Genomic DNA, 26,503 nt, shown 5'->3' on the forward strand with positions numbered 1-26,503 from the left:
TTGTGTCGCAGAACAACACGTGTCAGGAATACCGATCGAAGCCTCGGCGTCCGGTCCTGCAACTCGCTACCGGATGCCCGAATCAGCCTGGTGTGAATGAATTGGCGATAACCGCGCGCGACGCGAGCAGCAGAACGAAGGAGCAAGCCGTGTCCGACAAAACTCCCGACGACATCTTCAAACTCGCCAAGGACGAGAAGATCGAATACGTCGACGTCCGGTTCTGTGACCTACCGGGCACCATGCAGCACTTCACGATTCCGATATACGTGTTCGACGAGAACGTGTTCGAAGACGGCCTGGCTTTCGACGGCTCATCGATTCGCGGTTTTCAATCGATCCACGAATCCGACATGCTGTTGCTCCCGGATGCCGAAACCGCGACCGTCGACCCGTTCTCGGCAGCCAAGACGCTGATCGTGAACTTCTTCGTGCACGATCCTTTCACCCTCGAGTTGTACTCACGCGACCCGCGCAACGTCGCCCGGAAGGCCGAGAACTACCTGGTCAGCTCCGGTATCGCGGACACCGCCTACTTCGGCCCGGAAGCTGAGTTCTACATCTTCGACTCGGTGAGCTTCGACTCGCGCACCGACACCTCGTTCTACAAGGTGGACGCAACCTCAGGGTGGTGGAACACCGGAGAGGAGACGGAGTCCGACGGCAGCCCCAACCGGGGCTACAAGGTCCGTCCCAAGGGCGGCTATTTTCCGGTGGCCCCCACCGACCATTACGTCGACCTGCGCAACACGATTCTCACCCACCTGACCAACGCCGGCTTCCTTTTGGAGAAGGGGCATCACGAAGTCGGCAGCGGTGGCCAGGCCGAGATCAACTACAAATTCAACACATTGCTGCACGCGGCCGACGACCATCAGATGTACAAATACATCGTCAAGAACACCGCCTGGCAGGCCGGCAAAACCGTGACGTTCATGCCTAAGCCGCTGTTCGGTGACAACGGCTCGGGCATGCACTGCCATCAGTCGCTGTGGAAGGACGGTGTCCCGCTGATGTACGACCGCGAGGGATACGCCGGCCTGTCCGACACCGCCCGCCACTACATCGGCGGGCTGCTGTACCACGCACCGTCGTTGCTGGCCTTCACCAACCCCACCGTCAACTCCTACAAGCGCCTGGTCCCGGGCTATGAGGCCCCGATCAACCTGGTGTACAGCCAGCGTAACCGCTCGGCATGCGTCCGCATCCCGATCACCGGCACCAACCCGAAGGCCAAGCGGCTCGAATTCCGTTGTCCCGACTCGTCAGGCAACCCGTACCTGTCCTTCGCGGCCATGCTGATGGCCGGCCTGGACGGCATCAAAAACAAGATCGAGCCACCTCCACCGATCGATAAGGACCTCTATGAGCTGCCGCCGGAGGAGGCCGCGGAGATCCCGCAGGCCCCGACTCAGCTGTCCGCGGTGATCGACCGTCTCGAAGAAGACAGCGAATACCTCACTGAGGGCGGCGTTTTCACGCCCGACCTGATCGAAACGTGGATCAACTTGAAGCGCACCTACGAGATTGCGCCCGTCAACCTGCGGCCGACGCCTTACGAATACGCGCTCTATTACGACGTGTAGGCGGTGCTTCCGTGCCGCTCCCGGGCACCTAGCCTTGGTGGCCGGCCTCAGACCGGGAGCTTTTCGGTCGCGTGCTTCTTCAAACCGTCCATCAAGCATTAGACGAGTTGCAGCACAACACTTTAACGATCAGGCCTCCGGATCAGGCGCCCACCGCGGCGGGCGCGCATCCGCCCGCTGTGTCGAGCGCGCCGCCGCGAGCGTCAACGCGCGCTCACCGTTGACCGAAGCGGACGCAGGGGGCTGTCCCTTGCGCAGCGTCGCGATCAGCTCGCGGTAGGGGCCGATGAGGTAGGCCGTGTCGCCGGCCTGCAACCGGGAATCGCGCCGTGGGCGCAGGCTAACGGGCCCGTCCGGTCGCGTGATCGCGATGACGCGCGTCTGGGTGGACATGTCCGCCATGCGCAATCCGTCGAGCTCACTGCCCTCGGCCACCAGCATCGCGCCGACCATGAACGAGCGCTGCCCGACCCAGAAGGTTCCCAGCACCTGCAGGCCCATCGCCGCGCCGATGAACCACGGTGCTGCCAGGTCGACGATCGAACGCACGTTTTCGAAACCGAACCTCTGATTGACCGCGGCGCCCAGCGCGCGGCCTTGGACGCGCATGACGATCGGCACCTTGGTGTCGGCTCCCAGAATTTCCAGCAGCACGATGCCGGTCTCGATGTTCGCCATGTCGTCCTGGTTCACCACTGCGATTCCACGGGCACGATCGACGCGCGCCGACTCGAGCGTCTGGCGCATCGTCGCATCGCCGAAAATCACCGGCACGTCGAGTGCGGCCACCGTCGGCAGGTAGCGGTTGTTCTCGTCCGGCTCGATGACGACGACGTCGTATCCGGCGGCTGCCAGGTCCCGGACGACGCGGACGCCGATTGATCCCAGCCCGATGACGACGACGTGGCCGCGCATCTGGCGGGCCCGCCGTAGTCCGGCCATCTGGACGAAGCGGCGGGACAGCAGCAGGTCCGCGAGAAAGGCGACGAGGACGGCGGTGATGATCGCGCCACTGAACATCAATCCGACGACGAACAGGCGCAGCGCGACGGACTGGCCGATGAAGCTGAATTCGCCGTAGCCGACCGTCGTGATCGTCTCGGAGGTGAAGTACAAGGCGTCCAGCCACGACATCCGCGGGTTCTGGTAGGTGAGGCGCACCACGGTCGCGGAGCCGAGCGTGATGAGGAGCAGGAAGACCAACGAGGGAAACAGCATCGGGTTGACGTCGTCGCGCATCGCGCGCGCGGCGTCGATGATGCGTCGCACCCGGGAGTGTTGCGAGCGTGTCGTCGTCCGGGGCGGCACGGTGATTCCGCGGGCTTCCATTTCGTCCTTGACACCGATCATCGATGTCCAGTCGCCGGCATATACCTGCAGATCCCGCCCGGGACACGGCACCACCTCGCCGGGGACGGGCGAGTGCTTGCCGTGGACCACCGCCACCGGCGCCAGGTCGGCGTAGATCTCGCGCAGGGTCGCGTTGTACGGAGCTTCAGCTCCCCAGACAACGAATTCGGTACCGGCCGTGGCGAAGTGGTGCGCGTTGCGCGACAGTACCGCCTCGACAAGGGACGGCGTCGCGAGGTCGGCGACATCCAAGATCGCGCCGGGCCCGTTGACGTCGGCGACCGCGCCGCGCAGCACGTCGTTCGCCAGACGTGCCACCACCCGGACATCAGGGCTGTATTGCCTTGCCAGCAATGCGATTTCGAGGTTAACCGCGTCATTGGGTCCGGCGCAGACGACGGCGCGCGCACGATGCACGCCGGCACCGAGGAGATCGGCGGCGGTGCTGATCTTGACGATCCGTGCGCCCGCGCCCCTCAGCTCTTCGGCGATCGTCTTCGATAAAGGGTCGTCACCGGCGACGATGATTTCGCGATGAAATTGAAGGAGCCCGCCCATTTCACGCCGACCGAGTTGTTTCGTTGGCCCGCTACGGCCGTGGCTTTGTGTTGTGCGGCATGAATACTCCGACCTCTGCTGGCATTGGTTGCTATGACTATCGGCCACAAAGCAGGAAAGTGCCACCGGAGCGGAAAAGCCTCGTCCCTTGGGGCGCAACAGATTCGACTCGAGCTCTTCACACGGAGGAAATAGTTGAGGCGTAAGCGACCTCTACCCGATGACGGTTCGGCTGTGCCGCCCCGGCTTTCTCACCGTGGTTGCGCGGGTTCGATGGTGACCAGCTCGGCCAGCCCGCTGATGGTGAAGATCGACATCAGGAGAGGGTGGGCGATGAGATCGATGTGGTCGGCGCGGGCGAACAGGACGTTGACGGCGGCGCTGTCCAGGTAATCCACCCCGCTGAGGTCGACGGTGAGTGTTTCGCCGCCGCTGCCGAGTTCGGTGGCGGCTGTGGTGAGGGCGTTGTTGAACGCGTCGACGTTGCTCAGATCGATTTCCCCCGCTGCGGTCAGAACGAGCTTCCCGTCGGTGCGGCGTGTGGTGTCGAGGGTGAGCGACGTGGGCATCAGGCGATCCTCGCGGATAGGTGAACTGTGGTTCCGGTACTGCCAGGAGTGATGGTGACGTCCTGCATGAGCCCTCGCATGAGGGCAATGCCCCGGCCCCGCCGGGATTGCTCACTTGGCGGTCGCGGAGACTTCCACGTGCCGGAGTCGGTGATCCTCAACTGCAGCCGGTCGACCAGCGCCGTCGCGTCCAGGCTGATCATGCCCCCCGGACTGTGGCGGTGGCCGTGCTCGATGGCGTTGGCGACGGCTTCGCCGGCGGCGACGAGGACGTCCATCGTCTGGTCCGCACCCACCTGGACCTGGGCCAGCCAGCTGCGTAGGGCGTCGCGAGCCGGCGCGAGTTGGCCCACATCGGCATGAAACTGCAGTTCCAACGGTGCGGGATGGCGGTAGAGCAGAAGCACGACGTCGTCCTGATAGCCACCGTCGGGCGCGAGTCCCGACATGATCTGGTCCGCCAACTCGTCCAGCGTGGAGTCGCGCCCCTCCTTGACGAGGTCGGCAGCCCGGGAGATGCCGTGCTCCAAAGCGATGCGGCGACGTTCCACCAAGCCGTCGGTGTAGAGCAGTAGGGTCGCGCGCGCCGGGATGGTCATGCGGGCTTCGGGGCGCGGCCAGTCGGGACGCACCCCCAAGGCGATGGTGTGACCATCGTCGAGCTTGCGGGTGGTGCCGTCGGCCTCGACCACGAGGGGCGGCGGGTGTCCGGCACTGGAATACACCAGCTCTCCGGTTTTCGGATCGAGCACGGCGCAGATGGCGGTGGTGCACTGGGCGCCGGGCAGCCGCGCCGCAAAGCGATCCATTCCCGCGAGAGCGGCACCGGGGCTGGGGTTGTCGAACAGCAGCGCACGACAGGCGCTGCGCACCTGCCCCATCACGGTGGCGGCGGCGAGGCCGTGGCCGACGCAGTCGCCGACGACCAGCGCGATGCGTCCGTCGTCCAAGTCCGCGATGTCGTACCAGTCACCGCCGACCTGCAGGGGCCGGCTGGCAGCCTGATAACGCACCGCGAAGCCGTGCGGGAGCTCCGCAGGACCGAGGATCGCGTGCTGCAGCGCCAGGGCCGTCTCCCGCTGCTGATCGACCTGATGCACGCGCTGCAGGCCCTGACCGAGCCGGCCCGCCAGCACGGTGAGCAGGGTCTGGTCCTCGAGGGTGAACGCCCGCCGCTCGACGAGGTCGAGCCAGACGACGAGCACGCCCTCGGGATGCTGCAGCGCGATGCCCGCGGTCCCGGGCTCGGTGGCGCTGGGGGTGAGCAGGTCGCCGTCGCGTAACGAGCTGAGCAGCCGCCGGGTCTGGACCGGCAGGTCGGCCCACTGCGCCGGCTCCCCGACCGAGACCAGCCGCGGTGCGCTGAAGGCGGAACCGGCAGCAAAGGTGGCGGCCAGCACGCGACGTGCCCGCCATAGCCGGCGCAATTGCTCGGCGGCGGCGTGCACCGCGTCATCCACGGTGTCGGCTTGCGCGAGTTCCTGGTTGAGCGCGTGCTCGCGGCCTGCGGCCAGCGCGAGTGCGATGGCGGCGTGTCCGGCGAAGTCGCTCACCAGCTCCAGGTAATCGCTGTCGAACGGCGGCTGGTGCGGCCGGCGGGCGACGGCGATCACGCCCAGCACCCTTTCGTCCGCGATCAGCGGCATCACGATCGCCGAGCGCTCACCGACATCCGTGAATCCCTCGATCGGATACTGGAAGGAATCGGTGATCAGCGGCAGACCGCGACGTGCAACACCACCCGTCGTGGATCCGGCCATCGGGACCTGCCGACCGATCACCTCGGAGGCGTACCGGCCCGCCGTGGCGGCCACGACAAGGGTTTCGTCATCGTCGGCAGCCGAATCGGAGTCTCTGGGAACCAGCAAAATCGCCTGCTCGGCATCGGCCAGCTCTAGCGCAAGGTTCACGATGAGCTGCAGCGGCCCCGTTTGCGGATCGCCGGACAGCAGCGCGGTGGTGATCTCGCGACTGGCCTTCGTCCACTTCGCCGATTCGCGTTCTCGCTCGAAGAGCCGCGCATTATCGATGGCAGCTGCAGCCGCGGTGGCCAGTGCTCGCACCCCGCTATCCTGAGAGTCGGTGAAGACCCAGCCGGGCCGGTCGTCGGCTAGGTACAGGGTGCCGAAGTCGGCAGCCCGCACCGTGATCGGTATTCCGAGCAGCGCTCGTAACGGCGGGTCGTGCGCGTGCAGCGCGGCGGCATGCGGATGAACGCTGAGATCGTCGACCCGCAGTCCCCCATCTACCGGCAGATCGCCGAGCCGTCGCGCCACGTCCCCATCAATCCCCGCTTGGACGAAGGAGACGAGGGCGCCGTCGGCCGCCCGAATGCCCAGCGCGCCATACCGAGCACCGGTCAACTCCAGCGCGCCATTGACGATTCGGTGCAAGGTCACCTCCAGGTCCAGATCGGAACCGATCTCGACGATGACCTGCACAAGCTGTTCCATCTGGTCGCGCGCTGACACCAGCTCGTCGAGCTGGTCGTGCACTCGGCCGACGAGTTCCCGACGCCCCTGCCAGGTGAATGCGGATTCCTCGTCCTCGTTGGCCATATCTCCAACCGTAGTAGGTGAATTTCAACCCCACGTCGTTTAGCCGGCCCCGGCATTCATAAACAGTGATCTCAGGGGCTTGCCTTTGAGAACCACTCTGCCCAACGCCCCGGCGGGCGAAGGCCTGCGCCAACCGCTCGATCGTAGCTGCGGACTGGAGTGCCTAGACCTCCACTAGGTTCCAGCGGCAGCCGGCCGCAGCCAACAATGAATCCATTTCGGGCACCCAACGGCGAGAACGCTTCACCTCGCGCACTGGATAGAAATTTGCCGAATCCGCCAGTCTCGCAAGCTCTTTCTGATTGGTCGCGATCTCCTCACCCGGCCGCGGCCGCTCGGCACCCGAGGCCGGCGTTAAGCCGTTGGCCTGACGTGGATTTGAATTGCCAACCGACAGGAAATTTCGCGCGAGTCATTTTTCACAATTTGCGTGTGGACGCCGTGTCTGACGCATACGCTCCATCGATTAAGCGCGCTAATAACCAACCACAGCATCACGAAACGGGGGGATCTTGTCGCGTGCAAGTCGGCGACGAACGCAATAGGCATCCGTCGCGCCACCCTTGAACCGCCTCCCAAAGCGCCTGCGGCTGCTGCTTTCCGGGCAACCCAGCACCAGTCCGGAGGCACTGAACGTCGCAAACTACGACGAATTCGCCGTAAGCCGTCCGTAATCGTGTTGAGGCTCTGCGTGCGCGTCCAACCGCCATTCCCCTGCACACTCATCTGACTTAAACAACCATGAAGGAGAAACCATGGCTGTGACCGACGCAGTCGCACTGACCCCAGGACGTACCACCAGAGCATTTCAGCGCCTTGCGCTCGTTTGGCTTCACATCCTGCCGCTGATTTTGAAAACGACCGACTTGCTGGTCCCACGGCGGTTTTCCCGAGTCGAGACAACTCCGTTCATCGATCCCAGCCAATTTCCCTGGCACGAGCACGTCATGGCGGAATGGCCGATGGTCCAGGCAGAGCTGAAGGCGCTGCTGGACACCGACACGATTCCGAACCACCAGGACATCATCGAGACGGCGCGACCGATTACGACCGGCAGCAACTGGCTTAGCCACTTCTTCTATATCTACGGTCAGCGTTTCGCCAAACAATGCGACGAATGCCCCAACACCGCCCGCCTCTTGCAGGAAATACCGGGCATGAAGACCGCATTCTTTTCCATCTTGTCCGCGGGAAAGCGGATCCCGCCGCACCGCGGGCCGTACCGCGGCGTGATGCGCTACCACCTACCCCTCCTGGTACCAGAAGACGGCCACTGCGGAATCCGCGTCGACGATCAGACTGCCACTTTTGAAGAGGGAGTCGTGCTGATGTTCGATGACACGTACGAGCACGAGGTATGGAATGACACCAGCGGAACCCGCGTGGTCCTGTTCTTGGACATCACGAGACCGATGACGTTTCCGTTTAACATCGTGAATGCGGTAGTCATCGCACTTATGGGTTGGTCACCGACAGTTCGGAAAATGCGTAAGAATCAAGCCGCATTCGACCGTAAGGTCGAAAATTCGCCGCAGGACTGAAGGCAAACCTGGTCGCCTACCGGGTGCGCCACGGTTTCCTTACTGAGTGGTGCGACGAAGCTTCGCGTCCAGGAGGGAAGCGCACAGGCTCTGGAGGGCTTCACGCTGATCCGCGCTGGTCCCCCGGTGACGCATCTGCTTCTCCACCATCATGATGGCGGTCGCGAAGCCCTCAGAGCGCCCGCTCTCCCACATGTCCCACAGCCGGCAGTAGTCCTCGGCGAACTTGATGTTCATAGCAAAGGCCTCCCCTTGAATACCGACAGGTAAGCGACCGTAGCCGCTGAAAACCATCAGTACAATTGACTTTGGTCCTCAATACTTTAAGAAGTTGGACGCGGTAACTATGTTGTAGCGCAATGGTTTACATCGGCATATTTGCTGATCACGTAACCCATGCACCTACACGCCAGGCCGACCGTCGACGCTCGTCAACGGGTCCAGCAATGCGTACTGCTTACAAACTGCTGGAAGGCCCTCTGTCGACGGCGACCTCAAACCGCCATTCAGCGTCATGGCCCGGGGTTACTATCTGCGCATCGACGCGTTTGGAGGTAGCTATGAGCCGTCTGCAGCGTTTCATCATCGGTGTCGTCGCGGCCGTCGCCCTGCTGATCGACGCCGGCACCCTCGCCGGCCTTCCGACTGCGTCCGCTGATCCGATCTGCGGTACGCCGGGAACACCACCATGCGCGGGCCCTAGCCCGCTGACGCCCGAACAGCAGTGCGCGTTCATCGCGTGGAGGTCGATGATGCCGTGCAACTGGCTCGGAATGCAGGTGCCCGCGGGCACGCCGGGAAGCTGGGACAACCCGCCGGCGCCGCCACCACCACCGCAGCCGTAGACGGTTCCCAGTTCACTGGGTTGGCATCCGGGCGTGGTAAGTCTCGACCATGGCCGAACGCGTCACGTTCCCAAGTTCCACCGGGCCGGACCTGGTGGGCGTCATCGAGGTCCCGGACGGGGTCGTGCGCGGCTGGGGCGTGTTCTCGCACGGCTTCACGCTCGGTAAGGATTCCCCGGCCACGGCGCGCATCTGCAAGCAGCTGGCCGCTGACGGCATCGGCATGCTGCGCTTCGACGCGCTGGGTCTCGGCGGATCGGATGGCGACTGGGGTGATGGGTCGTTCACCGTGAAGGTCGACGACATCGTCAGGGCATGCGAGTTCATGGCCGAGCGCGCAACCCCGGCCGACATTCTGATCGGGCACTCGTGGGGCGGCGCGGCCGTGCTCGCCGCGGCGCGGCAGTCGCCAGGCGTGCGATCCGTCGTCACCGTGGCGGCGCCGGTTGACCCTCGCCATGTCGAAAGGCACTACGACGCAGTGGTGGATCGGTGTCTATCCGAGGGAACGGCTGAATGGATGGTCGGTGGGCGCACGCTGACCCTGAAGCGGGCGTTCGTCGAGGATGTCCGAAAGGCGCACCTGCACGACCAAATCAAAGGCTTGCGCCTGCCACTGCTCATCCTGCACTCGCCCACCGACAACACCGTCGGCATCGAGAACGCAAGCGAGATATTCCGATTGGCCCGCCACCCACGCAGCTTCGTCTCGCTCGAGGGCTCCAACCACCTGCTGACCGCTCGCGGCCAGGCTCACCGCGCAGGCCGAATCATTGGCGCCTGGGCCGATGCATACCTCGATAACTCCTAGAGCCGCCTTGGCCGGCTCAGCAGGTTCGACCAGAGTCGACGAAGACTATCGACCCCACCGGCCGTCGAGCTCATCCTCAGGACGGACGCGCGACGATCACGGGGACGCGAGCGGCGTGAACCACGGCATTGCTGACCGAACCCAGCAGCACGCCGGACAGGCCGCCGCGACCATGGCTGCCCACGACGACAAGCTGTGCGGACTCCGACTCTTCAACGAGCTGTCGAGCGGGATGATCGATGGCCACCACCCGGTGCACGGTGACATCGGGATAGCGCTCTTTCCAGCCCGCAAGGTATTCGGCCAGGTTGCGGTCCGCCTCCGATTTCCAATCCGGCCATGGCCCTTCATATATCGCAATGTCACTCCAGGCGTGCAGCGCGGTCAGATCGACACCGCGGCGGGACGCTTCATCGAAGGCGACGGCCGTCGCCAGCTCGGAGGCCGGCGAGCAATCGATTCCCACCAGCACGGGAGCTTGCGGTGCTGGGGGCGTCTGCGAATCTTCAACCCGGATGACCGCCACGGGACACCTCGCGCCGCGCACCACCCCAGAACTGACCGAACCCAGCACTACCCGACTCAACGCTCCGCGACCGTTACTGCCAACCACGATCATCTCTGCCTCGTCGGACATCTCGATCAGCGTCGGCACTGGCGGCGAGCTTCTCAGCTCGTTCGAGATATCAATTCCGCCAACGGTTTTCGCGCTAACGTCGGCGATTGTGACCGCCGCGTCGAGGATCTGCCGGCGATCATCTTTTTGCCAGAGTGCCACCCCGGACGGCATCGGGATTTGCGGGTATGTCGGCACGTAGGTGTTCAGCATGTGGACCAAAGTGAGCCTGACACCTCGCATCGCCGCCTCGTGAGCGGCAAAGCGGACCGCGCAATGCGATGCGGCCGACCCATCGACTCCGACGAGGATTCCGTGGCTCTTGTGAGTTGTGGACATTTCGTTCTCCTGCGCTAGGTCAGCCAGTCACAGGAAACGCTAGTTAAGGCCGGGGTTTCGGTCGTGAGGCGTTAGTCCCTAAGCGTGTGGACGTGGGACCTCAAGGCTCGGCTATAGGCTGGCTCTTTGGACACTTTGCGTTTCTTCGAGAGGTCACGATATGCCCGCACCGTCAGCCGAGATCTTCAACCGCTTGCGCGGGCTCGCCGCGATCAAGGACGTCGCCACACGCCAGAGCAAGACGATCGATGAGGTCTTCACCGGCAAGCCACTGACCACGATCCCCATCGGCACCGCCGAAGACGTCGAAGCTGCATTCGCCGAAGCACGCGCGGCCCAGGTCGACTGGGCCAACCGCCCAGTCGCCGAGCGCGTCGATGTCATCAGCCGCTATCGCGACCTGGTCGTCGAGAACCGCGAGTTCCTGATGGATCTCCTGCAAGCCGAGGCCGGTAAGGCCCGATGGGCAGCGCAGGAGGAAATCATCGATCTGATAGCGAACGCGAACTACTACGCAAGCGTTGCCGCTGACCTGCTGAAGCCTCGCACGGTACCCGCGCTGCTTCCCGGGATCGGCAAGACCACCGTCGGTTACCAGCCCAAGGGCGTGGTCGGGGTTATCTCGCCGTGGAACTACCCCATGACGCTGACCGCGTCCGACTCGGTGCCGGCACTGCTGGCGGGCAACGCCGTGGTGCTCAAGCCGGACAGCCAGACCCCGTATTGCGCCCTCGCCTGTGCCGAGCTTTTGTATGAAGCCGGCCTCCCGCGACCGCTCTACGCGATTGTGCCGGGGCCGGGCTCGGTGGTCGGCACCGCGATCATCGATAACTGCGACTATCTGATGTTCACCGGATCGACTGCCACCGGCAGACGGCTCGCGGAACACGCGGGTCGACGGTTGATCGGCTTCTCGGCCGAGCTCGGCGGAAAGAACGCGATGATCGTCGCGCGTGGGGCCAACCTCGATAAGGCCGCCAAGGCGGCCACCCGTGCGTGCTTCTCCAACGCGGGCCAACTGTGCATCTCCATCGAACGGATCTACGTCGAGAAGGACATCGCCGACGATTTCGTCGGCAAGTTCGGTACTGCGGTGCGGAATATGAAGCTGGGCAAGGCTTATGACTTTTCGGTCGACATGGGGAGCCTGATCTCCGCAGATCAGCTGGAAACGGTGACGGACCACGTGGACGACGCGAAAGCTCAAGGCGCCAAGGTCATTGCGGGCGGTAAGGCGCGCCCGGACATCGGACCGCTGTTCTATGAGCCGACCGTCCTGACCGATGTGACACCGGGGATGGAATGCGCGGCCAACGAGACCTTCGGCCCGCTCGTCTCGATCTACCCCGTCGCCGACGTCGATGAGGCCGTAGAGAAGGCCAACGACACCGAGTACGGGCTCAACGCCAGCGTGTGGGCCGGCTCCGCCGCGCAGGGCGAGGAAATCGCCGCACGGTTGCGGTCGGGAACCGTGAACGTGAACGAAGGCTACGCGTTCGCGTGGGGCAGCCTCAGCGCGCCGATGGGCGGCATGGGCCAGTCCGGCGTGGGCCGCCGACACGGTCCCGAGGGTCTGCTGAAGTACACGGAGTCGCAGACGATCGCGACTGCCCGCGTATTCAATCTCGATCCGCCTCTTGGCATTCCGGGGACACTCTGGCAGAAGTCGCTATTGCCTATCGTGCGGACGGTGATGAAGCTTCCCGGCCGGAAGTGACGCAAGCACCCGCGGCTAAGAGGTACTTCGCGGCTTTGTGCCATTCGTACTGTGGATTCGCGTTACGCTCGTCGACGCCAGCGGCACATCGCACGTCAGGAGTCCGCTATGAAGGCCGATGCGAAGCAATACGAGGAAGATGCTCGTCGGCTACGCAAGTACGCCACATTTGAGAACTTCTCGGATGCCGAACTGCAACGTCTCGCCCGGACAGCGCATCGCACCTCGACATCGGCGCCGTTGCCGCTGATTCGTGAGCAAACTCCGTCGGACGCTTGCTTCATCCTCCTCAGCGGTGAGGTCGGCGTGTACGTCGGCCAAGACCGCATAGCCATGCTGGGGCCGGGCGAGGTCATCGGTGAATCGGCGCTTGACCGTGGGAAACTGCGCTCTGCGACCGTGACGACGATCGGGCCGGCCGAGGTATTGCGAATCGAACGCGACGATCTGGCCACATTGCTGAACGAGATGCCGGCGTTGCGCGAAATCATTGACGCGTCCGTCGCGCGCCACGTGCCTGTCGACCTGCCCCCGAAGCCGAAGCCACCGCGAACCAGGTTGAGTGTCTCCGTCCACACCGAACTGGTCGAGCGGTTTGAGCAGATCGCCGACACCGCGGGTGTGGACGTCGCGACCGCGCTCGAAGATGCGCTGACTCAATGGATAGAACGGAACGGCACGGCGTAGCCGTCGAGGCCCAGAGGCACGATAGTCGCTACTGGGTGTCGCGGACCGAGTCGAGGCGCTCATTCACGCGAGCCAGCGCCTCGTCGAAAACCTCCACCTTTTCGCCGCGTCGCTCATTGGCCGGCTGGGCGGCGCCTCGGGCACCTTCGGCCTCCACACGTGCCGCGCCCTGCCGCCGCAGCAGGTTGAAGTTCTTCTCGCGCGCGGTCCGGAGTCGGCCCTGCAGATCCTTCAGCTGCTCGGTATCCATGCGCTCCAATGCGGCGGGATGACTCATCCCGATCAACGAATTTTCCTGCTGGGTCAGGTTCACATGGTGGTTGCTCACCGTAGATTCATAGCCTGCGCTGGGCGCCCTGACGCGCCACCACGCGGAAACGTCACGCCGAGGCCATCTTACGTTCATGAACCTGGTTCCGGGATCGTCCGCTAAGGCTGGAAGGCAGGAAGGATGGAACCGGAATCGCGGATCTCCCAAATGCTGGTTTTGGTTATGCCGTCAAAGTTGATCTTGTTCAACGTCGCTCGCGAATACGTGAGGTCGATGGCGACGTGAGTCGCGGTGTTGCCGTACGGGTCGGTCATCGGGAAGGTGCCCTGAACGTTCACCGCGGAAGCGTCGGGATAGGTCGCCGTCGCGTACCGCAGGATCTCGATGGTGTCCGTCCGCGCACCGTCTTTGATCATCTGCTCGGTGTAGTTGTCGCGAATGGCGAATCGGGCGTCGACGACGTCGCCGTTCTGGCCTGGCGCGGTGGCGAACGTTACGCCGTCCGGCTTTTTGGGGCCGGCAGGTGTTGATGGCGCCGCCTCGGCCGGTGTGGACGGTCCCGTCGCGGTCGGACTGCTCGGTGAAGTCGATCGGCCGTCTTGCTTTTCATCGAAAGTCCAGCTTTTGCCGATGATGATGAGGAGAACGAGCGCACAGATCGCCGCCAGGGCCAGAGCTGCCTTCCCCTGAACGCCCTTCTTCGGCGGCTTTGTGGATGAGGCCTGCGAATCCGTGGAGAAAGCCCAGTCGCTGGTCCAGTTGCTGCCGTCGAAGTACCGCTGCAGCCCGTGGCCTACCCCCGCGGGATCCGGGTACCACCCCGGCGCCGATCTCGGCGGGGGTGACGGATGTTCAGGCGGCATCCTTGCATTCTCGTCGTGTGGATGTCCTTCCGGCTACCCGCCGCGATGGTCGCTCAAAACTCTATGGCTTAGGGCTGGGCGCCACCGCATTTCCATACAGGCAGTCATGAAGCTCCGGGCTACCCGGGGCGAAGTCGAAGCCGCAGTTGCACTCGCGCGCGTCCTTGGGTGCGAGCGAATCGCAATAGGCAGTGGTAGCCGAGGCCGAGGGTGCGGTCCACATCAAAGCCGCGGCCAGAACTGTGGTGGCCGTAAAGACTCTCGCCTTCATGTTGAATCCTTTTCTCTGGCAGACGGCAACGCTCGTCCGCAGCTGGTTAGTGCGGTGACAGCATTTTTAGCAGTAGTTGCTACGCACCCGCCAGCCGTAGCGATTTTTCTCTTTCCCTGATCGGCCAGAGACGGCCGGTGAGCTGCGCGGACTGTATAGGACCGACAGGAGTTGCCCTGTAGTGCAACAACTCTCAAGGGCCGACGACAGCAAGAACCTTCTGTGTCACAGGACCAAGCCATGAGAGCATGCAGCTATTCAACAAAATAGCCAATTCGTCGCACAAAGACTCGGATTCATTGGTTTCGCGGAAGCGCGAATTATCGCGGCGCCTTAGCGGCTTCGCGCCGTGCCTTCTCTTTGACGTGAGTCGAGCAGCAATGCACCATTTCGAGGTGGTAGCGATCGCAGCATTCATGCGAACAATAAACTGATGCGGCTGGCTGCCATTCTGGATCGGACAGGTCACGCCATCGGTCGTTCGGATCGAACGTATGGCCGCAATGGACGCAGATCCTGACCTTGGTCTTGGTAGCCATGCTGGTCAGGGTACGCGCCTCGGCCCTAAAACGCTGGACAATCGACGTCTCGCAAAACACATCGCACGCATTTCCAATTAACAACGTTTGCACGAGCGAATTACTTACTTTTTAAAACTAATTCCGGCATCGTCGAGTCTCACTATCGTCGCCGTTTCGACGCGATTCCGGGGTCGCGTCAATGAGATCCACGAGCAACAGGTCGGCGGTCAGAAAATCGGTGCTTCATAGCGAAATCGGCTGTAACACATAATGTTCCATGTTCCAATTCAAACAACCGTCTCCAAGGGCTTTTTCGCAATAAGGCACGGTCGCGTACACCCCCTATCGAGCTTCGCTTTGTGCTGTCCGCACGCGAGCAGCCCACCCTGGCGTCACGGCGTCGCCTAGCAAATTGACCACGTGGACCGCACGCCAACGAAGCGCTCTCGGCCCGGCCGGGCGGCGCGACTCCGAAGCCGCGGCGCACTGCAGGAATTAACTCGGCAGCTACGGCGTTCGGCTTGCGGTGGCACAAACGACGAGATGCCTTAATATCAGCCCGTCCGGCATTCCTGATCGGGAGGAACGGTGTTAAGACTTCTCAAGCGGGCATGGGTTCCGCTGATCGTGGTCGTGGCACTGATCGTCGGCGGGGTCGCAGTGCAAAAACTCAACGCCGTCTTCCCCGGGCCTGGCCTGCCCAAGCCTGATCCCCGGGATGCGACGCCCCCGTATGCGGCCAAGACCGCCATGTACGAAATCCTTGGACCGCCAGGAACTACCGGCGTCGTCAACTGGATGGATGCGGAGTCAATACCGCAGAAGGCCAACTTCACCACCCTGCCGTGGTCGAAGACGATCGTCGCCGAGATGCCCGGCATCTTCGCCTACGTCGTGGCCCAAGGTGACAGCCCCTCCATCGGCTGCCGAATCACGGTCGACGGCAAATTGGTCGATCAACAACAGGCCAACACCCGCGACGCGCAGGTTTCCTGCTTGGACAAGTCCGCGTGACCGACGATACGAGCGACACGGACAGAATTCCCGTCGCCCAACGCACTTCGGTTGAGCGCAAACCACGTCTGGCCCGCGCCATTCGCGTTCTGGCGTTGCCGATCATCATTGTCTGGCTGCTGATCGCGGTCGGCGTCAACGTCTTCGTCCCACAGTTGGAGAAGGTTGCCGAGGAAGTCTCGGTGCCGCTGTCGCCGTCCGACGCGCCTTCGGTGACCGGGATGAAGCACATCGGGGAGAAATTCAAGGAGTACGACTCCGACAATCTCGTCCTGGTGACCCTGGTCGGTGACAAACCTCTCGGCGACGACGCTCACCGGTATTACGACGATCTCGTCAAAAAGATCCAGCAGGACCCGCACGTCGAGCATGCGTTGAATTTCTGGGGGCAGCGATTCACCTCCTCGGGGGTCGAGAGCTACGACCACAAGGCCGCCTATGTCCAGGTCAACCTGAAGGGTGACCAGGGCGGAGCCGTTGGCGACAAATCGGTTGCCGCAGTTCGCAAAATCGTCGCGGATTCGAAACCGCCGCCCGGGGTGAAGGCCTACGTCGCGGGGCAGGGAGCCCTGACCGCCGACACGATCGTCGTCGGCGACGCGAGCCTGGCCAAGATGACGATCATCACCATCATCATCATCGCGATCATGCTGATGTTCGTCTATCGATCCATCGGCACCGTGCTGCTGACGATGGTCATCCTGTTCGTCGGACTGGCCACCGGCCGAGGCGTGGTAGCGCTGCTGGGCGAAACCGGAATCATGGGGCTGTCGACCTTCGCCGTCAACTTGCTGACGGCGCTGGCCATCGCGGCGGGTACCGACTATGCGATTTTCATGGTCGGCCGCTACCAGGAGGGCCGCGAACGGCAGCTGGACCGCGAAGCCGCCTACTACGACACCTTCGCCGGGGTCACCAAGGTGGTGCTGGGCTCCGGTTTGACGATCGTCGGGGCGCTGGCCTGTCTGCATTTCACCCGGCTGCCCTACTTCAGTTCGCTGGCGTTTCCGTGCGCAGTGGGTCTGCTGGTGGTGGTGGCCGCCGGGGTGACCCTGACGCCGGCGCTGATCGCTTTCGCAAGCGGCTTCGGCCTTTTCGACCCGAAGCGCGAGTTCAACTACACCCGGTGGCGTCGTTTGGCGACGGCCATCGTGCGGTGGCCGGCCCCCATCCTCGCCATCTCGGTCATCCTGGCGATCGTCGGCGCCCTGGGCTTGATGGGCTTCACCCCGCGCTACAACGACCTGTACTACCTGCCGCAGAGCGCTTCGTCAGTGAAGGCGTACAACGCGGCCGATCAACACTTCACCCAGGCCCGTTTGAACCCGGATCTCCTGATGATCGAGTCGGACCACGATCTGCGTAATCCCACAGACATGCTGGTCCTGGACAAGATTGCCAGCGCCATCTTCCGGGTGCCCGGCATTGAACGAGTGCAGAGCATCACCAGACCTCTCGGCCCGCCAATTCAGGACGGATCCATTCCGTTCCAGCTCAGCGTGCAAACCGCACCGATCCGGAGCAACCTCAATTACCTGAAGGCCCGCGTCGGGGACATCAAGAAGATCACCGGTTTCCTCGACACTCAGATTGCCCTGTTGGAGCGCCAGTACGCCGTGACCCAGAAGCTCGCAAACGCCGCGGACGACAGCTCGAAAACCACGGCGGAGACGGCGGCTATCACGGACGAGATCCGGGACCACATTGCCGATTTCGACGACTTCTGGAGACCGATTCGCAGTTACTTCTACTGGGAGAAGCACTGCTACGACATCCCGATCTGCTGGTCGCTACGATCGCTCTTCGACGCGCTGGACGGGTTCGACAAGCTCGCCGAAAAGTTCCACTCCCTCACCAGCGACCTCAACAACACGGCCAAGGCCACCCGCGAATTGCTGGCGATCATTCCCGAGAATATCGCTGTCTCGAAGTCCATCCGGGATACGACGCTGACGATCTACAGCTCGTTCGACAGTCTGATCGATCAGTTCGACCGGCTGACCGATACGAACGCCGTGATGGGCAAGTCGTTCAACGACTCTCAGGTGGAGAGCCTGTTCTACCTGCCACCTGAGATCTTCCAGAACCCGGACTTCCAGTTGGGATTGCGCCTGATGGTGTCGCCGGACGGCAAAGCCGCTCGCTTCATCATCACCCACGCTGTCGATCCGGCGACGACGAAGGGAATCGCGTCCGTCGATCAGGAGCGCCAAGCGGCCAAGGAGGCGCTGAAACTCACCTCGCTGGAGAACGCCGACATCTACCTCGGCGGTACGGCGGCGACGTTCTATGACATCGCCAACGGCGCCAAGTACGACCTGATGATCGCCGGCGTGGCCTCGATCGTGCTCATCTTCATCATCATGGTGGTCGTCACGCGCGCTTTGGTTGCTGCGGGCGTCATTGTCGGCACCATCGTGATGTCGCTAGGGGCCGCCTTCGGCTTCTCGACACTGATCTGGCAGCACCTCGGTAACTTCCAGTTACACTGGGTGGCAACCGAATTCGCGTTGATCGTGCTCTTGGCGGTGGGATCTGACTACAACTTGATGCTGGTGTCTCGGATCGAGGAGGAGATCGGAGCCGGCCTGAAAACGGGGCTCATCCGTGGCATGGGTGTGACCGGCCCGGTGGTGACCGCGGCCGGTGTCGTTTTCGCCGTCACGATGGCCACGATGATCACCAGCGATCTCCGGGCGATCGGCCAATTCGGCACGACGATCGGCATCGGTCTGTTGTTCGACACCTTCGTCGTTCGATCGCTCATCACGCCGTCGATCATGACGGTGATGGGACGCTGGTTCTGGTGGCCGAAGCGGGTGCGGGTACGCCCGGCCAGCCTGATGCTTCGGTCCGTCGGGCCGCGCCCGCTGGTGCGTGCACTGTTGTACCACCCGCGGCACGGGGGCCCGTCGGATACGCGGGCGTAGCACCATAGAACACGCGCCCGCTGGTCCTAGCGCGTCGTTTACGTGCTGGAGATCAGCAGCCGACGAAACTGCCGCCTGCGGGGCAGGTGGGTAGATTGATGCAGCTTACCGACGTCGTGGAGACGGCGAACGCGAGCAGCAGCGCAAACAAGATCTTCTTTCCCTTGCTCATGAACTCGAGACGATACGCCCGGCCGGGATCTATCGCGACGTTTTCGCAGACGTCATAATTAGCCTGAAGTTAATCACCCTGCGCACCAACAGAATCGCCGCCGTCTTGCTGGCGGCGCTGCTGGCGAGCGCTCGCGCCGCCGACACCACGCGTGAAGTTTGCGGTGCCTACAACCTTGGCGTCTCTAGCAACGCTTGCTGTTAGCGCTTTGTGACTAGTCCGCCGGGTGGGTGCTCGTCAACGTCGTTGAGGATCAGCTCGCGCACGGCGCGACGCGGTCCGTACGGTCGCAGCATGGTGCTGGCCGGCCGTGGACGCACGTGCTGCGGCCACCAGAACCAGCGCCCGAGCAGGGTGGCCAGCGACGGCGTCATGAACGACCGCACGATCAAGGTGTCGAACAGCAGACCCAGCGCGATCGTCGTACCCACCTGGGCCATCACCCGCAGTGGGCTGAACATGAATGTGGCCATGGTGGCGGCGAACACCAGACCGGCGGCGGTCACCACCGAGCCCGAACCGGCCATCGCGCGGATCGTCCCCGTCTTGAGCCCGGCGTGGATCTCCTCCTTGAACCGCGATATCAGCAACAGGTTGTAGTCCGAGCCCACCGCCAGCAGCAGGATGATCGCCATCGCCAGCACCATCCAGTGCAACTTGATCCCCAGGATGTACTGCCATAGGAGCACGGACAGCCCGAACGAGGCGCCCAGCGACAGCAACACCGTACCGACGATCACGAAGGCCGCAACGACGCTTCGGGTGATCACCAACATGATGACGAAAATCAGTGTGGCCGCGGCAATTCCGGCGATCAGCAGGTCGATGTTGGAGCCGTCGTGCATGTCCTTGTATGTCGCGGCGGTGCCGCCGAGGTAGACGTTGGCGCCCTCCCAGGGCGTGCCCTTGATCGCCTCGTGCACGGCCTGCTTGATCGGCTCGATGTGGCTGATGCCTTCAGGAGTCGCCGGGTCGCCCTCATGGGAGATGATCAACCGGACAGCGTGCCCGTCCGGCGATATGAACTGTTTGAGACCACGCGCGAAATCCGGGCTCTTGAACGCCTCCGGCGGCAGGTAGAACGTGTCGTCGTTCTTCGATTTATCGAAGGCATCGCCTTGCGCGGTGGCGTTGTCGGCCTGCGCTTTCGCCTGGTCGTTGAGACCCCTTGTGGTCGCATAGTTCGACATGATCGTGTCGAGGTTGTGCTGCTGGCTCTCGATCTGCGGCGGTATCAGTGCCACCAGCTTCGGCTGGATCCGATCCAGCTTGTCGAGATTCGCGCTGAGGTTCACGATGTTCTCAGCGATCTGGTCGATGCCGTCGAGCGCATTGAAGATAGACCGGAGTGCCCAGCAGGCTGGAATGTCGTAACAGTGCTTCTCCCAATAGAAGTAGCTTCGGATCGGCCGCAGGAAGTCGTCGAAGTTGGCGATTTGGTCGCGCAACGACTCCGTGATCTTCACGGTTTCCTTGGTGAGCTTGGTGGTTTCGTGTGTGGTGTTGCTCAGATCCTGGGTGACCTGCATCTGCTCATGCAGCGTTGCCATCGTCTTGCGCAGCTCGGCCGCCTGGTTCAGCAGGTTGTTCGCCTGCTCTTCTTGGTAGTGCTCGGTCTGGATCCGACCGGCGGCTTGTGCGCCCATCTGAAAACCGAGGGTGCTGTGGTCGAGCGGCGTGCCCAACGGCCGGGTGATGGTCTGGACTCGGCCGATACCGGGGATGCGGAAGACCGCCTTGGCGACCTTGTCCAGGACGATGAAGTCGGCCGGGTTGCGCAGGTCGTGATCCGTCTCGATCATCAACAACTCAGGATTGAGCCGAGCCTGATTGAAGTGTCGGTCGGCAGCCGCATAACCGACGTTGGCCGGGGTGTCCGCCGGCAGGAAGTGGCGGGTGTCGTAGTCCGTCTTATAGCCGGGCAGCGCGAGCAGGCCGACTAATGCGGCCGCGATGGTCACCGCGAGAACCGGCAAAGGCCAGCGGACGATGGCGGTGCCGATGCGACGCCAGCCCCGCGTTTGCAACGTTCGCTTCGGGTCCAGCAACTTGAAGAACGATGCCACGGTTAGGACCGCCGGTGCCAGAGTCAAGGCTGCGAGGACCGCGACCAGCATGCCGACGGCGCAGGGTATGCCGAGTGTCTCGAAATAGGGCAACCGGCAGAAGCTCAGGCAGTACATCGCACCGGCGATGGTCAGCCCCGACCCCAGCACGACGTGGGCCGTGCTGTGGAACATCGTGTAAAACGCTTGTTCACGCGTCTCGCCCAGACCGCGGGCCTCGTGGTATCGGCCGACCACAAAGATCGCGTAATCCGTGCCGGCGGCGATCGCCATCAGGACGAGCATGTTGTTGGCGAACGTCGAAAGCCCCATGATGCCGTAGTTTCCGAGCGTCGCGACGACACCGCGGGCAGCGGCCAATTCGATGAACACCATGACCAGCATGATCAGCATGGTGACCACCGACCGGTAGACGAACAGCAGCATTATGATGATCACTGCGAACGTGACGAGAGTGACCTTCGCGACGCCCTTCTCACCCGCGTGAGACTGATCGGCAAACAGCGGACCCGCCCCGGTGACATAGGCCTTGATTCCCGGTGGCGCGGGCACCGAGTTGACGATCTTGCGGACGGCATCCGTGGATTCGCCGGACTTGGCGCTACCCATGTTGCCGTCGAGGTAGACCTGGACGTACGCGGCCTTTTGATCGTGGCTCTGGGAGCCCGCAGCGGTCAGCGGATCACTCCAGAAATCCTGGATGTGCTGGACGTGTTTCTTGTCCTGCTCGAGTCGCTTGACGATCTCGTCGTAGTAGCGGTGTGCCTCCGCCCCCAGCGGCTTGTCGCCCTCCAGGAGGATCATCGCCGAGCTGTCGGAATCGAACTCCTTGAACGTCTTTCCGACGCGCATCATCGATTGGAACGACACCGCGTCCCTAGGACTTTGCGACACCGATTGGCTCTTGGAGACGACCTCGAGCTGCGGGGAAATGGTGTTGGTGACGAAGACGATGCCCAACCACACCAGGACGATCGGCAGCGCCATCCGGTGGATCATCCGTGGCAGGAAAGGCGGGATCAGCGGCTGGTCGACGCGCGGCGGAGCCTCGCTTGCCTCACTCACGCGGACTTGTCCAGGCAGTAGACGAAGGCATTGACGTTTTCCTTGGCGGGTGACTGATTAGCACCCTTGATCACTGCACCGCGCCCGTCGTGGTTGTCCACCACGAATTGGCAGGCGATCCAACTCCCGTCTCCTTGCGCTACCAGGTTTGCCGGGATGCCGGGCTTCGTCGACTTCAATACTGTGCTCCAGGGCAAAGGGACATTGAGGGCCTGCTGCGGATGGGAGTTCTCGTCGAGGTAGTTGATGGTTGCCGTGCTGCCCGGTGAGCCCCAGACCTCGAGCGTGATGGTCTTGGCGTTGAACTCGTCGATGACGTCACCGGATGAGCCGCCACCGAACGAACCTTTGTGAACGCCGAAGACTCCGTGCAGTCGGTGGACCACGAATCCGGACAGCGCGATCACGGCCACGATCGTGAGCACCAGCCAGAAACGGCCCAGCAGCCCCCTCTTCTTGGCGCGCTGTGGGGTGTTTTTATTGCCTTCGCTGCCGGCGGAGCCCTGCGTTTTTAGCGGTTCGGTCCTTGGCTCAGTCACCCCAGTCCCCCTGGGCGGCACGCTGGTCGCGGCGGTGGGGTGCGCGGTCGGTTCCGGACCTGGACGCTCGGAGAGCTCGGGACTGTCTTCACCGGATGCAGTTCGCCAAGCCAAGCGCTCCGGCCTCCCTTCTGAGTTCATGAGGATTCCGCGATGAGGCCGGTGCAGGTGGCCGTCAGCAGGCGGGTAAGCGCGGATGGGAAGTCCAGATTCCATTCGGGCGGAACCACTTCCGGCTCTTCGGCGTAGACGTTGGTCAGGTGCTCCGGTGGGTTCGCGACTTGCCACAGCGTGGCCGCCAGCGAGTACGCCGCCAACAGGATGTCGAGTGAGCCCGATCGCCCGAGGTCGGGCAGCGCGCTCCCGATCGAATCGGCCAGTGAGAGTGTGGCCGCGGTACTGATCCGCCTGACTTCGATGACCCGCTCAGCGTTCACCTCGTGTTCCAGGTGCAGGTGCAGGTTGGCAAGCAGGTCGCAGAACAACGGGTCCTCGGCCAGGGCTTCGGCCAATGTCTCAGCGATGCGCGAGGGCGACTTCGCGCCGGGCTCGGCCAGCTTCTCCGACACGGTATTGGACCACCGCACCCAGCCCTCGGCGGATAGATGCAGCAGGACTTCCTTGTACGAGGTGAAGTAGCGGCGTACCGCCGAATAGTGAATTCCGGCGCGGTTGGCGACCGCGGTCAGGGTGACCGACGCGACGCCCGTTTCCATTGCCAGCGAGCGTGCGGCTTCCACCAGTGCCTCCGCACGTTGGCGCTTCTCTTCCTCGGTACGAGCGCGCTGGAATGTTAGTTGCGCCACCGGCCGAGCATAACGCACGTTATGTGATTTGTATAACGCACATCGCGTGGTTTGAGTGCGGCACAGAAGGTCGCGCTATCTCCCGTTATCGGTGGACGTCAGGCCTTGGGCCGTTGAACACATCACACGGCTTTGACGAGATCAAGCGCCGGGATGCCGTGGCTCTCGGCGGCTCGAAGTCCAGGTGACTGCATCCGTCGCCGAAGCCATACGAAGTGCTTGCAGGGTCGGCCACAATCCCGGGCACGGTGATGCCCGGCGGTAACAGCGCATGTTCGACAGAAGAGTTACGACCTCACTCGTCGTGCAGGGCGCGAAATGTCAGGAATTGGGCAGAGTGAACCACAACCGCCAGCGCCGCCATTCTGCCCTGGGCATGCGCGCTCTGATGGAGTTCGAACTGCTTCACCAACACCCAACCCGTGGGCTGAAACTCGGCAGCGCGACTCCGGGACCCTGGCACATCAGAATCTCCCGACATGCCGGGGCGGTTCACAGGTCGATGAGTGGGGCTGTTCCCGACGTCATACAAATTTATTTGCGTGTCGGGCGGGCGGGGCTCGAACCCGCGACCAACGAATTACCGGACTCCCATGCGTCCAAGCACCGATTCATTCGCGATAATGCTTGTCCCACAACAGATATCGGATTCTCGATCGTCACGGGAGAACTGACCGATTCCAGTAGCGGGTCGTCTGCGTCAGCAACGTTGATGCCTTTCAGGGCCAAGAACGCCGCGCGGGAGGAATACTTTTAGGGCTGGTGGTCAATGCCTTGCCTCAATGTGGTTGCGGGTTTGGCTCTGCTGACGAAGGAATACACGACATTGGTTGGGAATGCCCAAGAGGGAGGCGATGCCGAGGCGGCGCGTTTGCGTGCTGTCCAGCGATACCGGATAGTCGACGTTTCACCCGATGCCGGGTTCGAGCGGATTGCGGCCCTGGCTGCGCAGATTTTCGACGCGCCGATGGCTGTGCTGTCCATCGTTGACCGCGATCTGATCTGGCTGGCTGCAGCGTACGGATTGGGCCAAGGAGTGCGCCAAGTACCGCGCGACGATGGCTTATGCGCTTCGGTCATCCTGTCGGATGCCCCTTACGTGGTGAGCGACGCGCTGACCGACTCCCGAACTGTCGACAATCGGTTTGTTCAGGAGCATCAAATTCGCTTTTATGCCGGCGCACCGATAGTCACCTTCGACGGCCATCGGCTAGGTGCGGTCGCTGTCATGCACCACAAGGCGCGCACCGCGTCAACGAAAGAACTAGCCGTCCTAGAGAATCTTGCTGCAATCATCATGCAGCAGCTTGAGCTGCGACTGTCATCCCTGGACGCTCTCCGCATAGAACAAAGGTTGCGTGAAGCCGCCGAACACGACCGTGATGAGGCGCGGCGGGGCCTCGACACCGCTGAGCTCAACCGTGACGAGGCGCAGCGGGACCGCGACACCGCTGAGCTCAACCGCGACGAGGCGCAACGGGACCGCGACACCGCTGAGCTCAACCGTGATGAGGCGCGGCGGGACCGTGACCAGGCCCGACTGGATCGCGACGATGCGGTGCGCGATCGCGGTATCGCCGAGCGAGACCGGGATCTGATCCAGGAGTATGCGACGGTGCTACAGCGCACCTTGCTGCCGCCCTCGCTACCCGATATCGACAGCATCGCCTTAGCCTCCTACCACCGGCCGGCATCCCCGCGTCAGGTCGGCGGGGATTTCTACGACGTGTTCACACTCGGTGGCAGTAGGTGGGCATTTTTTCTCGGTGATGTTGTTGGTCACGGCCCCGAGGCCGCCGCCGTGACGTCGCTGATTCGCTACACCTTGCGGTCAGCCGCGCTGCATTACCGCGATCTGACCCGAGGGCTTGCCGAACTCAACTCGGTCCTCCTGCGCGAAGCCGAACCAAGACGTTTCTGCACTGTTTTGTTCGGCACCCTAGAGCCCCACGCCAGCGGCGAGGGATTCCACGTCACCATCGCTTCCGGAGGCCATCAGCCAGCCTTACTTCTAGACCCCGTCCGCAGAACGTTCGAAGAGGTCCGCCCTAGCGGCGGGATGCTCGTGGGCGCGTTGCCAAGCGCGACCTTTGCTGCCTGCGATGTGCACCTGCGCAGTGGCCAAACACTTCTGTGTTACACCGACGGACTCGTCGAGGCACGTCGTGGTGCGACCCCGTTCGACCAGGACAGTCTGAGCGCCTTCGCCGTCGAGCATGCCGCCGGTGGCGCACAGGGCCTCATCGATGACATCGCCACTTTGGTTCCCAAGCTGGACCCGCGCGACGATATCGCTGTGCTGGCAATGGAAGACATAAGCACCTAGAGCCCACTGGACGGCGATGCGACGAAAGCTCCACTCACAGTGGAGTTTCCACGCATCTTCCCATCCGCCTCATTGCCGCGACCTCGTTTATCGGCCTAGCAGGGACGCACGTTCGACGCGATATTAGAGAATCTAAGAACGTTAGTTTTGAGACGCCCGTATGGGCAATGCTGCGCGGCAGCCCTCACAGCTCTCGCGTTTGCAACGCAGCACTGGGCAATGCGATGAACGCGCGTAATGAGCTGAAAGTTTTAGGTGCGGTCGCCTCCGTGCGGGCGTAGGAATCGAATTGCTACTGGGTCATCAGCACCCGCACCCAGCAACTAAAGTACAGAAAGGCGCCAGCGCAGCGGCAAACTCGACAGCCGGACCGCTTCCTCGAGGATAACCGGCGGCACGGACTCAGCATCTAACCCGAACGCGGGGATAGTGCGTAACCATTCGCTGACCAACACAGTCAACGCTGTTTTCGCCAGACTGAC

At 62.9% G+C, this 26,503-nt stretch carries 19 protein-coding genes; 9 read left to right on the plus strand and 10 right to left on the minus strand.

The features are described from left to right. The first annotated feature begins 149 nt into the window (after positions 1-149). Entirely contained in the window at positions 150-1,586 is a 1,437-nt protein-coding gene (gene glnA, locus JOZ00_RS10745; RefSeq protein ID WP_293343537.1) for a type I glutamate--ammonia ligase, read from the plus strand. Between the two features lie 129 nt (positions 1,587-1,715). Here glnA and JOZ00_RS10750 read toward each other — a convergent pair whose 3' ends face one another. The 3 genes from JOZ00_RS10750 to JOZ00_RS10760 form a co-directional block, all read right to left on the minus strand. Further along, on the minus strand, positions 1,716-3,494 hold the full coding sequence (locus JOZ00_RS10750; protein ID WP_293343538.1) for an NAD-binding protein: 1,779 nt from the start codon (positions 3,492-3,494) through the stop codon (positions 1,716-1,718). A gap of 251 nt (positions 3,495-3,745) precedes the next feature. Beyond that, the gene (locus JOZ00_RS10755) at positions 3,746-4,063 is read right to left on the minus strand and encodes an STAS domain-containing protein (protein ID WP_293343540.1); all 318 of its coding nucleotides are present in this window, start codon (positions 4,061-4,063) and stop codon (positions 3,746-3,748) included. Beyond that, positions 4,063-6,621, minus strand: a complete 2,559-nt coding sequence (locus JOZ00_RS10760) for a SpoIIE family protein phosphatase (protein WP_293343542.1) — start codon at positions 6,619-6,621, stop codon at positions 4,063-4,065. Before JOZ00_RS10760 ends, JOZ00_RS10755 begins: the two co-directional genes overlap by 1 nt. Positions 6,622-7,376: 755 nt before the next feature. On the opposite strand from JOZ00_RS10760, the gene JOZ00_RS10765 reads away from it, so the two are divergent. Beyond that, complete coding sequence (locus tag JOZ00_RS10765; protein WP_293343544.1) at positions 7,377-8,162, plus strand: aspartyl/asparaginyl beta-hydroxylase domain-containing protein; 786 nt, start codon at positions 7,377-7,379, stop codon at positions 8,160-8,162. A 39-nt stretch (positions 8,163-8,201) separates the two neighbouring features. Here JOZ00_RS10765 and JOZ00_RS10770 read toward each other — a convergent pair whose 3' ends face one another. Then, on the minus strand, positions 8,202-8,399 hold the full coding sequence (locus JOZ00_RS10770) for a hypothetical protein (RefSeq protein WP_293343545.1): 198 nt from the start codon (positions 8,397-8,399) through the stop codon (positions 8,202-8,204). 323 nt (positions 8,400-8,722) lie between these two features. On the opposite strand from JOZ00_RS10770, the gene JOZ00_RS10775 reads away from it, so the two are divergent. Beyond that, entirely contained in the window at positions 8,723-9,007 is a 285-nt protein-coding gene (locus tag JOZ00_RS10775) for a hypothetical protein (RefSeq protein WP_293343547.1), read from the plus strand. Between the two features lie 49 nt (positions 9,008-9,056). Beyond that, a complete protein-coding gene (locus JOZ00_RS10780) occupies positions 9,057-9,818 on the plus strand; it encodes an alpha/beta fold hydrolase (RefSeq protein ID WP_293343549.1) in 762 nt (253 codons plus the stop codon). A gap of 76 nt (positions 9,819-9,894) precedes the next feature. Here the strand turns inward: JOZ00_RS10780 and JOZ00_RS10785 are convergent, their stop codons facing one another. Then, on the minus strand, positions 9,895-10,773 hold the full coding sequence (locus JOZ00_RS10785) for a universal stress protein (protein ID WP_293343551.1): 879 nt from the start codon (positions 10,771-10,773) through the stop codon (positions 9,895-9,897). A gap of 160 nt (positions 10,774-10,933) precedes the next feature. Here JOZ00_RS10785 and JOZ00_RS10790 point away from each other — a divergent pair, with 160 nt between their 5' ends. Both JOZ00_RS10790 and JOZ00_RS10795 read left to right on the plus strand, forming a co-directional pair. After that, positions 10,934-12,490, plus strand: a complete 1,557-nt coding sequence (locus JOZ00_RS10790; protein ID WP_293343553.1) for a succinic semialdehyde dehydrogenase — start codon at positions 10,934-10,936, stop codon at positions 12,488-12,490. 108 nt (positions 12,491-12,598) lie between these two features. After that, positions 12,599-13,177 carry a cyclic nucleotide-binding domain-containing protein gene (locus JOZ00_RS10795; protein WP_293343555.1) on the plus strand — a complete coding sequence of 193 codons (579 nt, stop codon included), beginning with the start codon at positions 12,599-12,601 and terminating at the stop codon, positions 13,175-13,177. A 28-nt stretch (positions 13,178-13,205) separates the two neighbouring features. On the opposite strand, the gene JOZ00_RS10800 is transcribed toward JOZ00_RS10795, so the two are convergent. Continuing rightward, entirely contained in the window at positions 13,206-13,505 is a 300-nt protein-coding gene (locus tag JOZ00_RS10800) for a hypothetical protein (protein ID WP_293343557.1), read from the minus strand. A 101-nt stretch (positions 13,506-13,606) separates the two neighbouring features. Beyond that, positions 13,607-14,311 (minus strand): DUF2510 domain-containing protein, encoded by a 705-nt coding sequence (locus JOZ00_RS10805; protein WP_293343559.1) that lies wholly within the window; start codon positions 14,309-14,311, stop codon positions 13,607-13,609. A 1,380-nt stretch (positions 14,312-15,691) separates the two neighbouring features. On the opposite strand from JOZ00_RS10805, the gene JOZ00_RS10810 reads away from it, so the two are divergent. Beyond that, positions 15,692-16,117: an MmpS family transport accessory protein gene (locus JOZ00_RS10810; RefSeq protein ID WP_293343561.1), complete on the plus strand. Its 426-nt coding sequence runs from the start codon at positions 15,692-15,694 to the stop codon at positions 16,115-16,117. Then, entirely contained in the window at positions 16,114-19,047 is a 2,934-nt protein-coding gene (locus tag JOZ00_RS10815) for an RND family transporter (protein WP_293343562.1), read from the plus strand. Before JOZ00_RS10810 ends, JOZ00_RS10815 begins: the two co-directional genes overlap by 4 nt. A 372-nt stretch (positions 19,048-19,419) precedes the next feature. Here JOZ00_RS10815 and JOZ00_RS10820 read toward each other — a convergent pair whose 3' ends face one another. From JOZ00_RS10820 to JOZ00_RS10830, 3 genes are all read right to left on the minus strand, one after another. After that, a complete protein-coding gene (locus JOZ00_RS10820) occupies positions 19,420-22,350 on the minus strand; it encodes an MMPL family transporter (RefSeq protein WP_293343564.1) in 2,931 nt (976 codons plus the stop codon). After that, positions 22,347-22,889, minus strand: coding sequence for an MmpS family transport accessory protein (locus JOZ00_RS10825; protein WP_293343565.1), 543 nt, complete (start codon positions 22,887-22,889; stop codon positions 22,347-22,349). Before JOZ00_RS10825 ends, JOZ00_RS10820 begins: the two co-directional genes overlap by 4 nt. A 137-nt stretch (positions 22,890-23,026) precedes the next feature. After that, positions 23,027-23,713: a TetR family transcriptional regulator gene (locus JOZ00_RS10830; RefSeq protein WP_293343566.1), complete on the minus strand. Its 687-nt coding sequence runs from the start codon at positions 23,711-23,713 to the stop codon at positions 23,027-23,029. A gap of 778 nt (positions 23,714-24,491) precedes the next feature. Here JOZ00_RS10830 and JOZ00_RS10835 point away from each other — a divergent pair. After that, complete coding sequence (locus tag JOZ00_RS10835; protein ID WP_293343568.1) at positions 24,492-26,021, plus strand: SpoIIE family protein phosphatase; 1,530 nt, start codon at positions 24,492-24,494, stop codon at positions 26,019-26,021. The last annotated feature ends 482 nt before the right edge of the window (positions 26,022-26,503 follow it).

The organism is Mycobacterium sp., assembly GCF_019243155.1.
In the GTDB taxonomy this organism is placed as follows: domain Bacteria; phylum Actinomycetota; class Actinomycetes; order Mycobacteriales; family Mycobacteriaceae; genus Mycobacterium.

Excerpts from the sequence above, each read along its gene's own strand:
- JOZ00_RS10805 (WP_293343559.1), bottom strand. The coding sequence starts at position 14,311 with ATGCCGCCTGAACATCCGTCACCCCCGCCGAGATCGGCGCCGGGGTGG.
- JOZ00_RS10795 (WP_293343555.1), top strand. The coding sequence starts at position 12,599 with ATGAAGGCCGATGCGAAGCAATACGAGGAAGATGCTCGTCGGCTACGC.
- JOZ00_RS10755 (WP_293343540.1), bottom strand. The coding sequence starts at position 4,063 with ATGCCCACGTCGCTCACCCTCGACACCACACGCCGCACCGACGGGAAG.
- JOZ00_RS10785 (WP_293343551.1), bottom strand. The coding sequence starts at position 10,773 with ATGTCCACAACTCACAAGAGCCACGGAATCCTCGTCGGAGTCGATGGG.
- JOZ00_RS10775 (WP_293343547.1), top strand. The coding sequence starts at position 8,723 with ATGAGCCGTCTGCAGCGTTTCATCATCGGTGTCGTCGCGGCCGTCGCC.
- JOZ00_RS10760 (WP_293343542.1), bottom strand. The coding sequence starts at position 6,621 with ATGGCCAACGAGGACGAGGAATCCGCATTCACCTGGCAGGGGCGTCGG.
- JOZ00_RS10780 (WP_293343549.1), top strand. The coding sequence starts at position 9,057 with ATGGCCGAACGCGTCACGTTCCCAAGTTCCACCGGGCCGGACCTGGTG.
- JOZ00_RS10790 (WP_293343553.1), top strand. The coding sequence starts at position 10,934 with ATGCCCGCACCGTCAGCCGAGATCTTCAACCGCTTGCGCGGGCTCGCC.
- JOZ00_RS10750 (WP_293343538.1), bottom strand. The coding sequence starts at position 3,494 with ATGGGCGGGCTCCTTCAATTTCATCGCGAAATCATCGTCGCCGGTGAC.
- JOZ00_RS10770 (WP_293343545.1), bottom strand. The coding sequence starts at position 8,399 with ATGAACATCAAGTTCGCCGAGGACTACTGCCGGCTGTGGGACATGTGG.
- JOZ00_RS10765 (WP_293343544.1), top strand. The coding sequence starts at position 7,377 with ATGGCTGTGACCGACGCAGTCGCACTGACCCCAGGACGTACCACCAGA.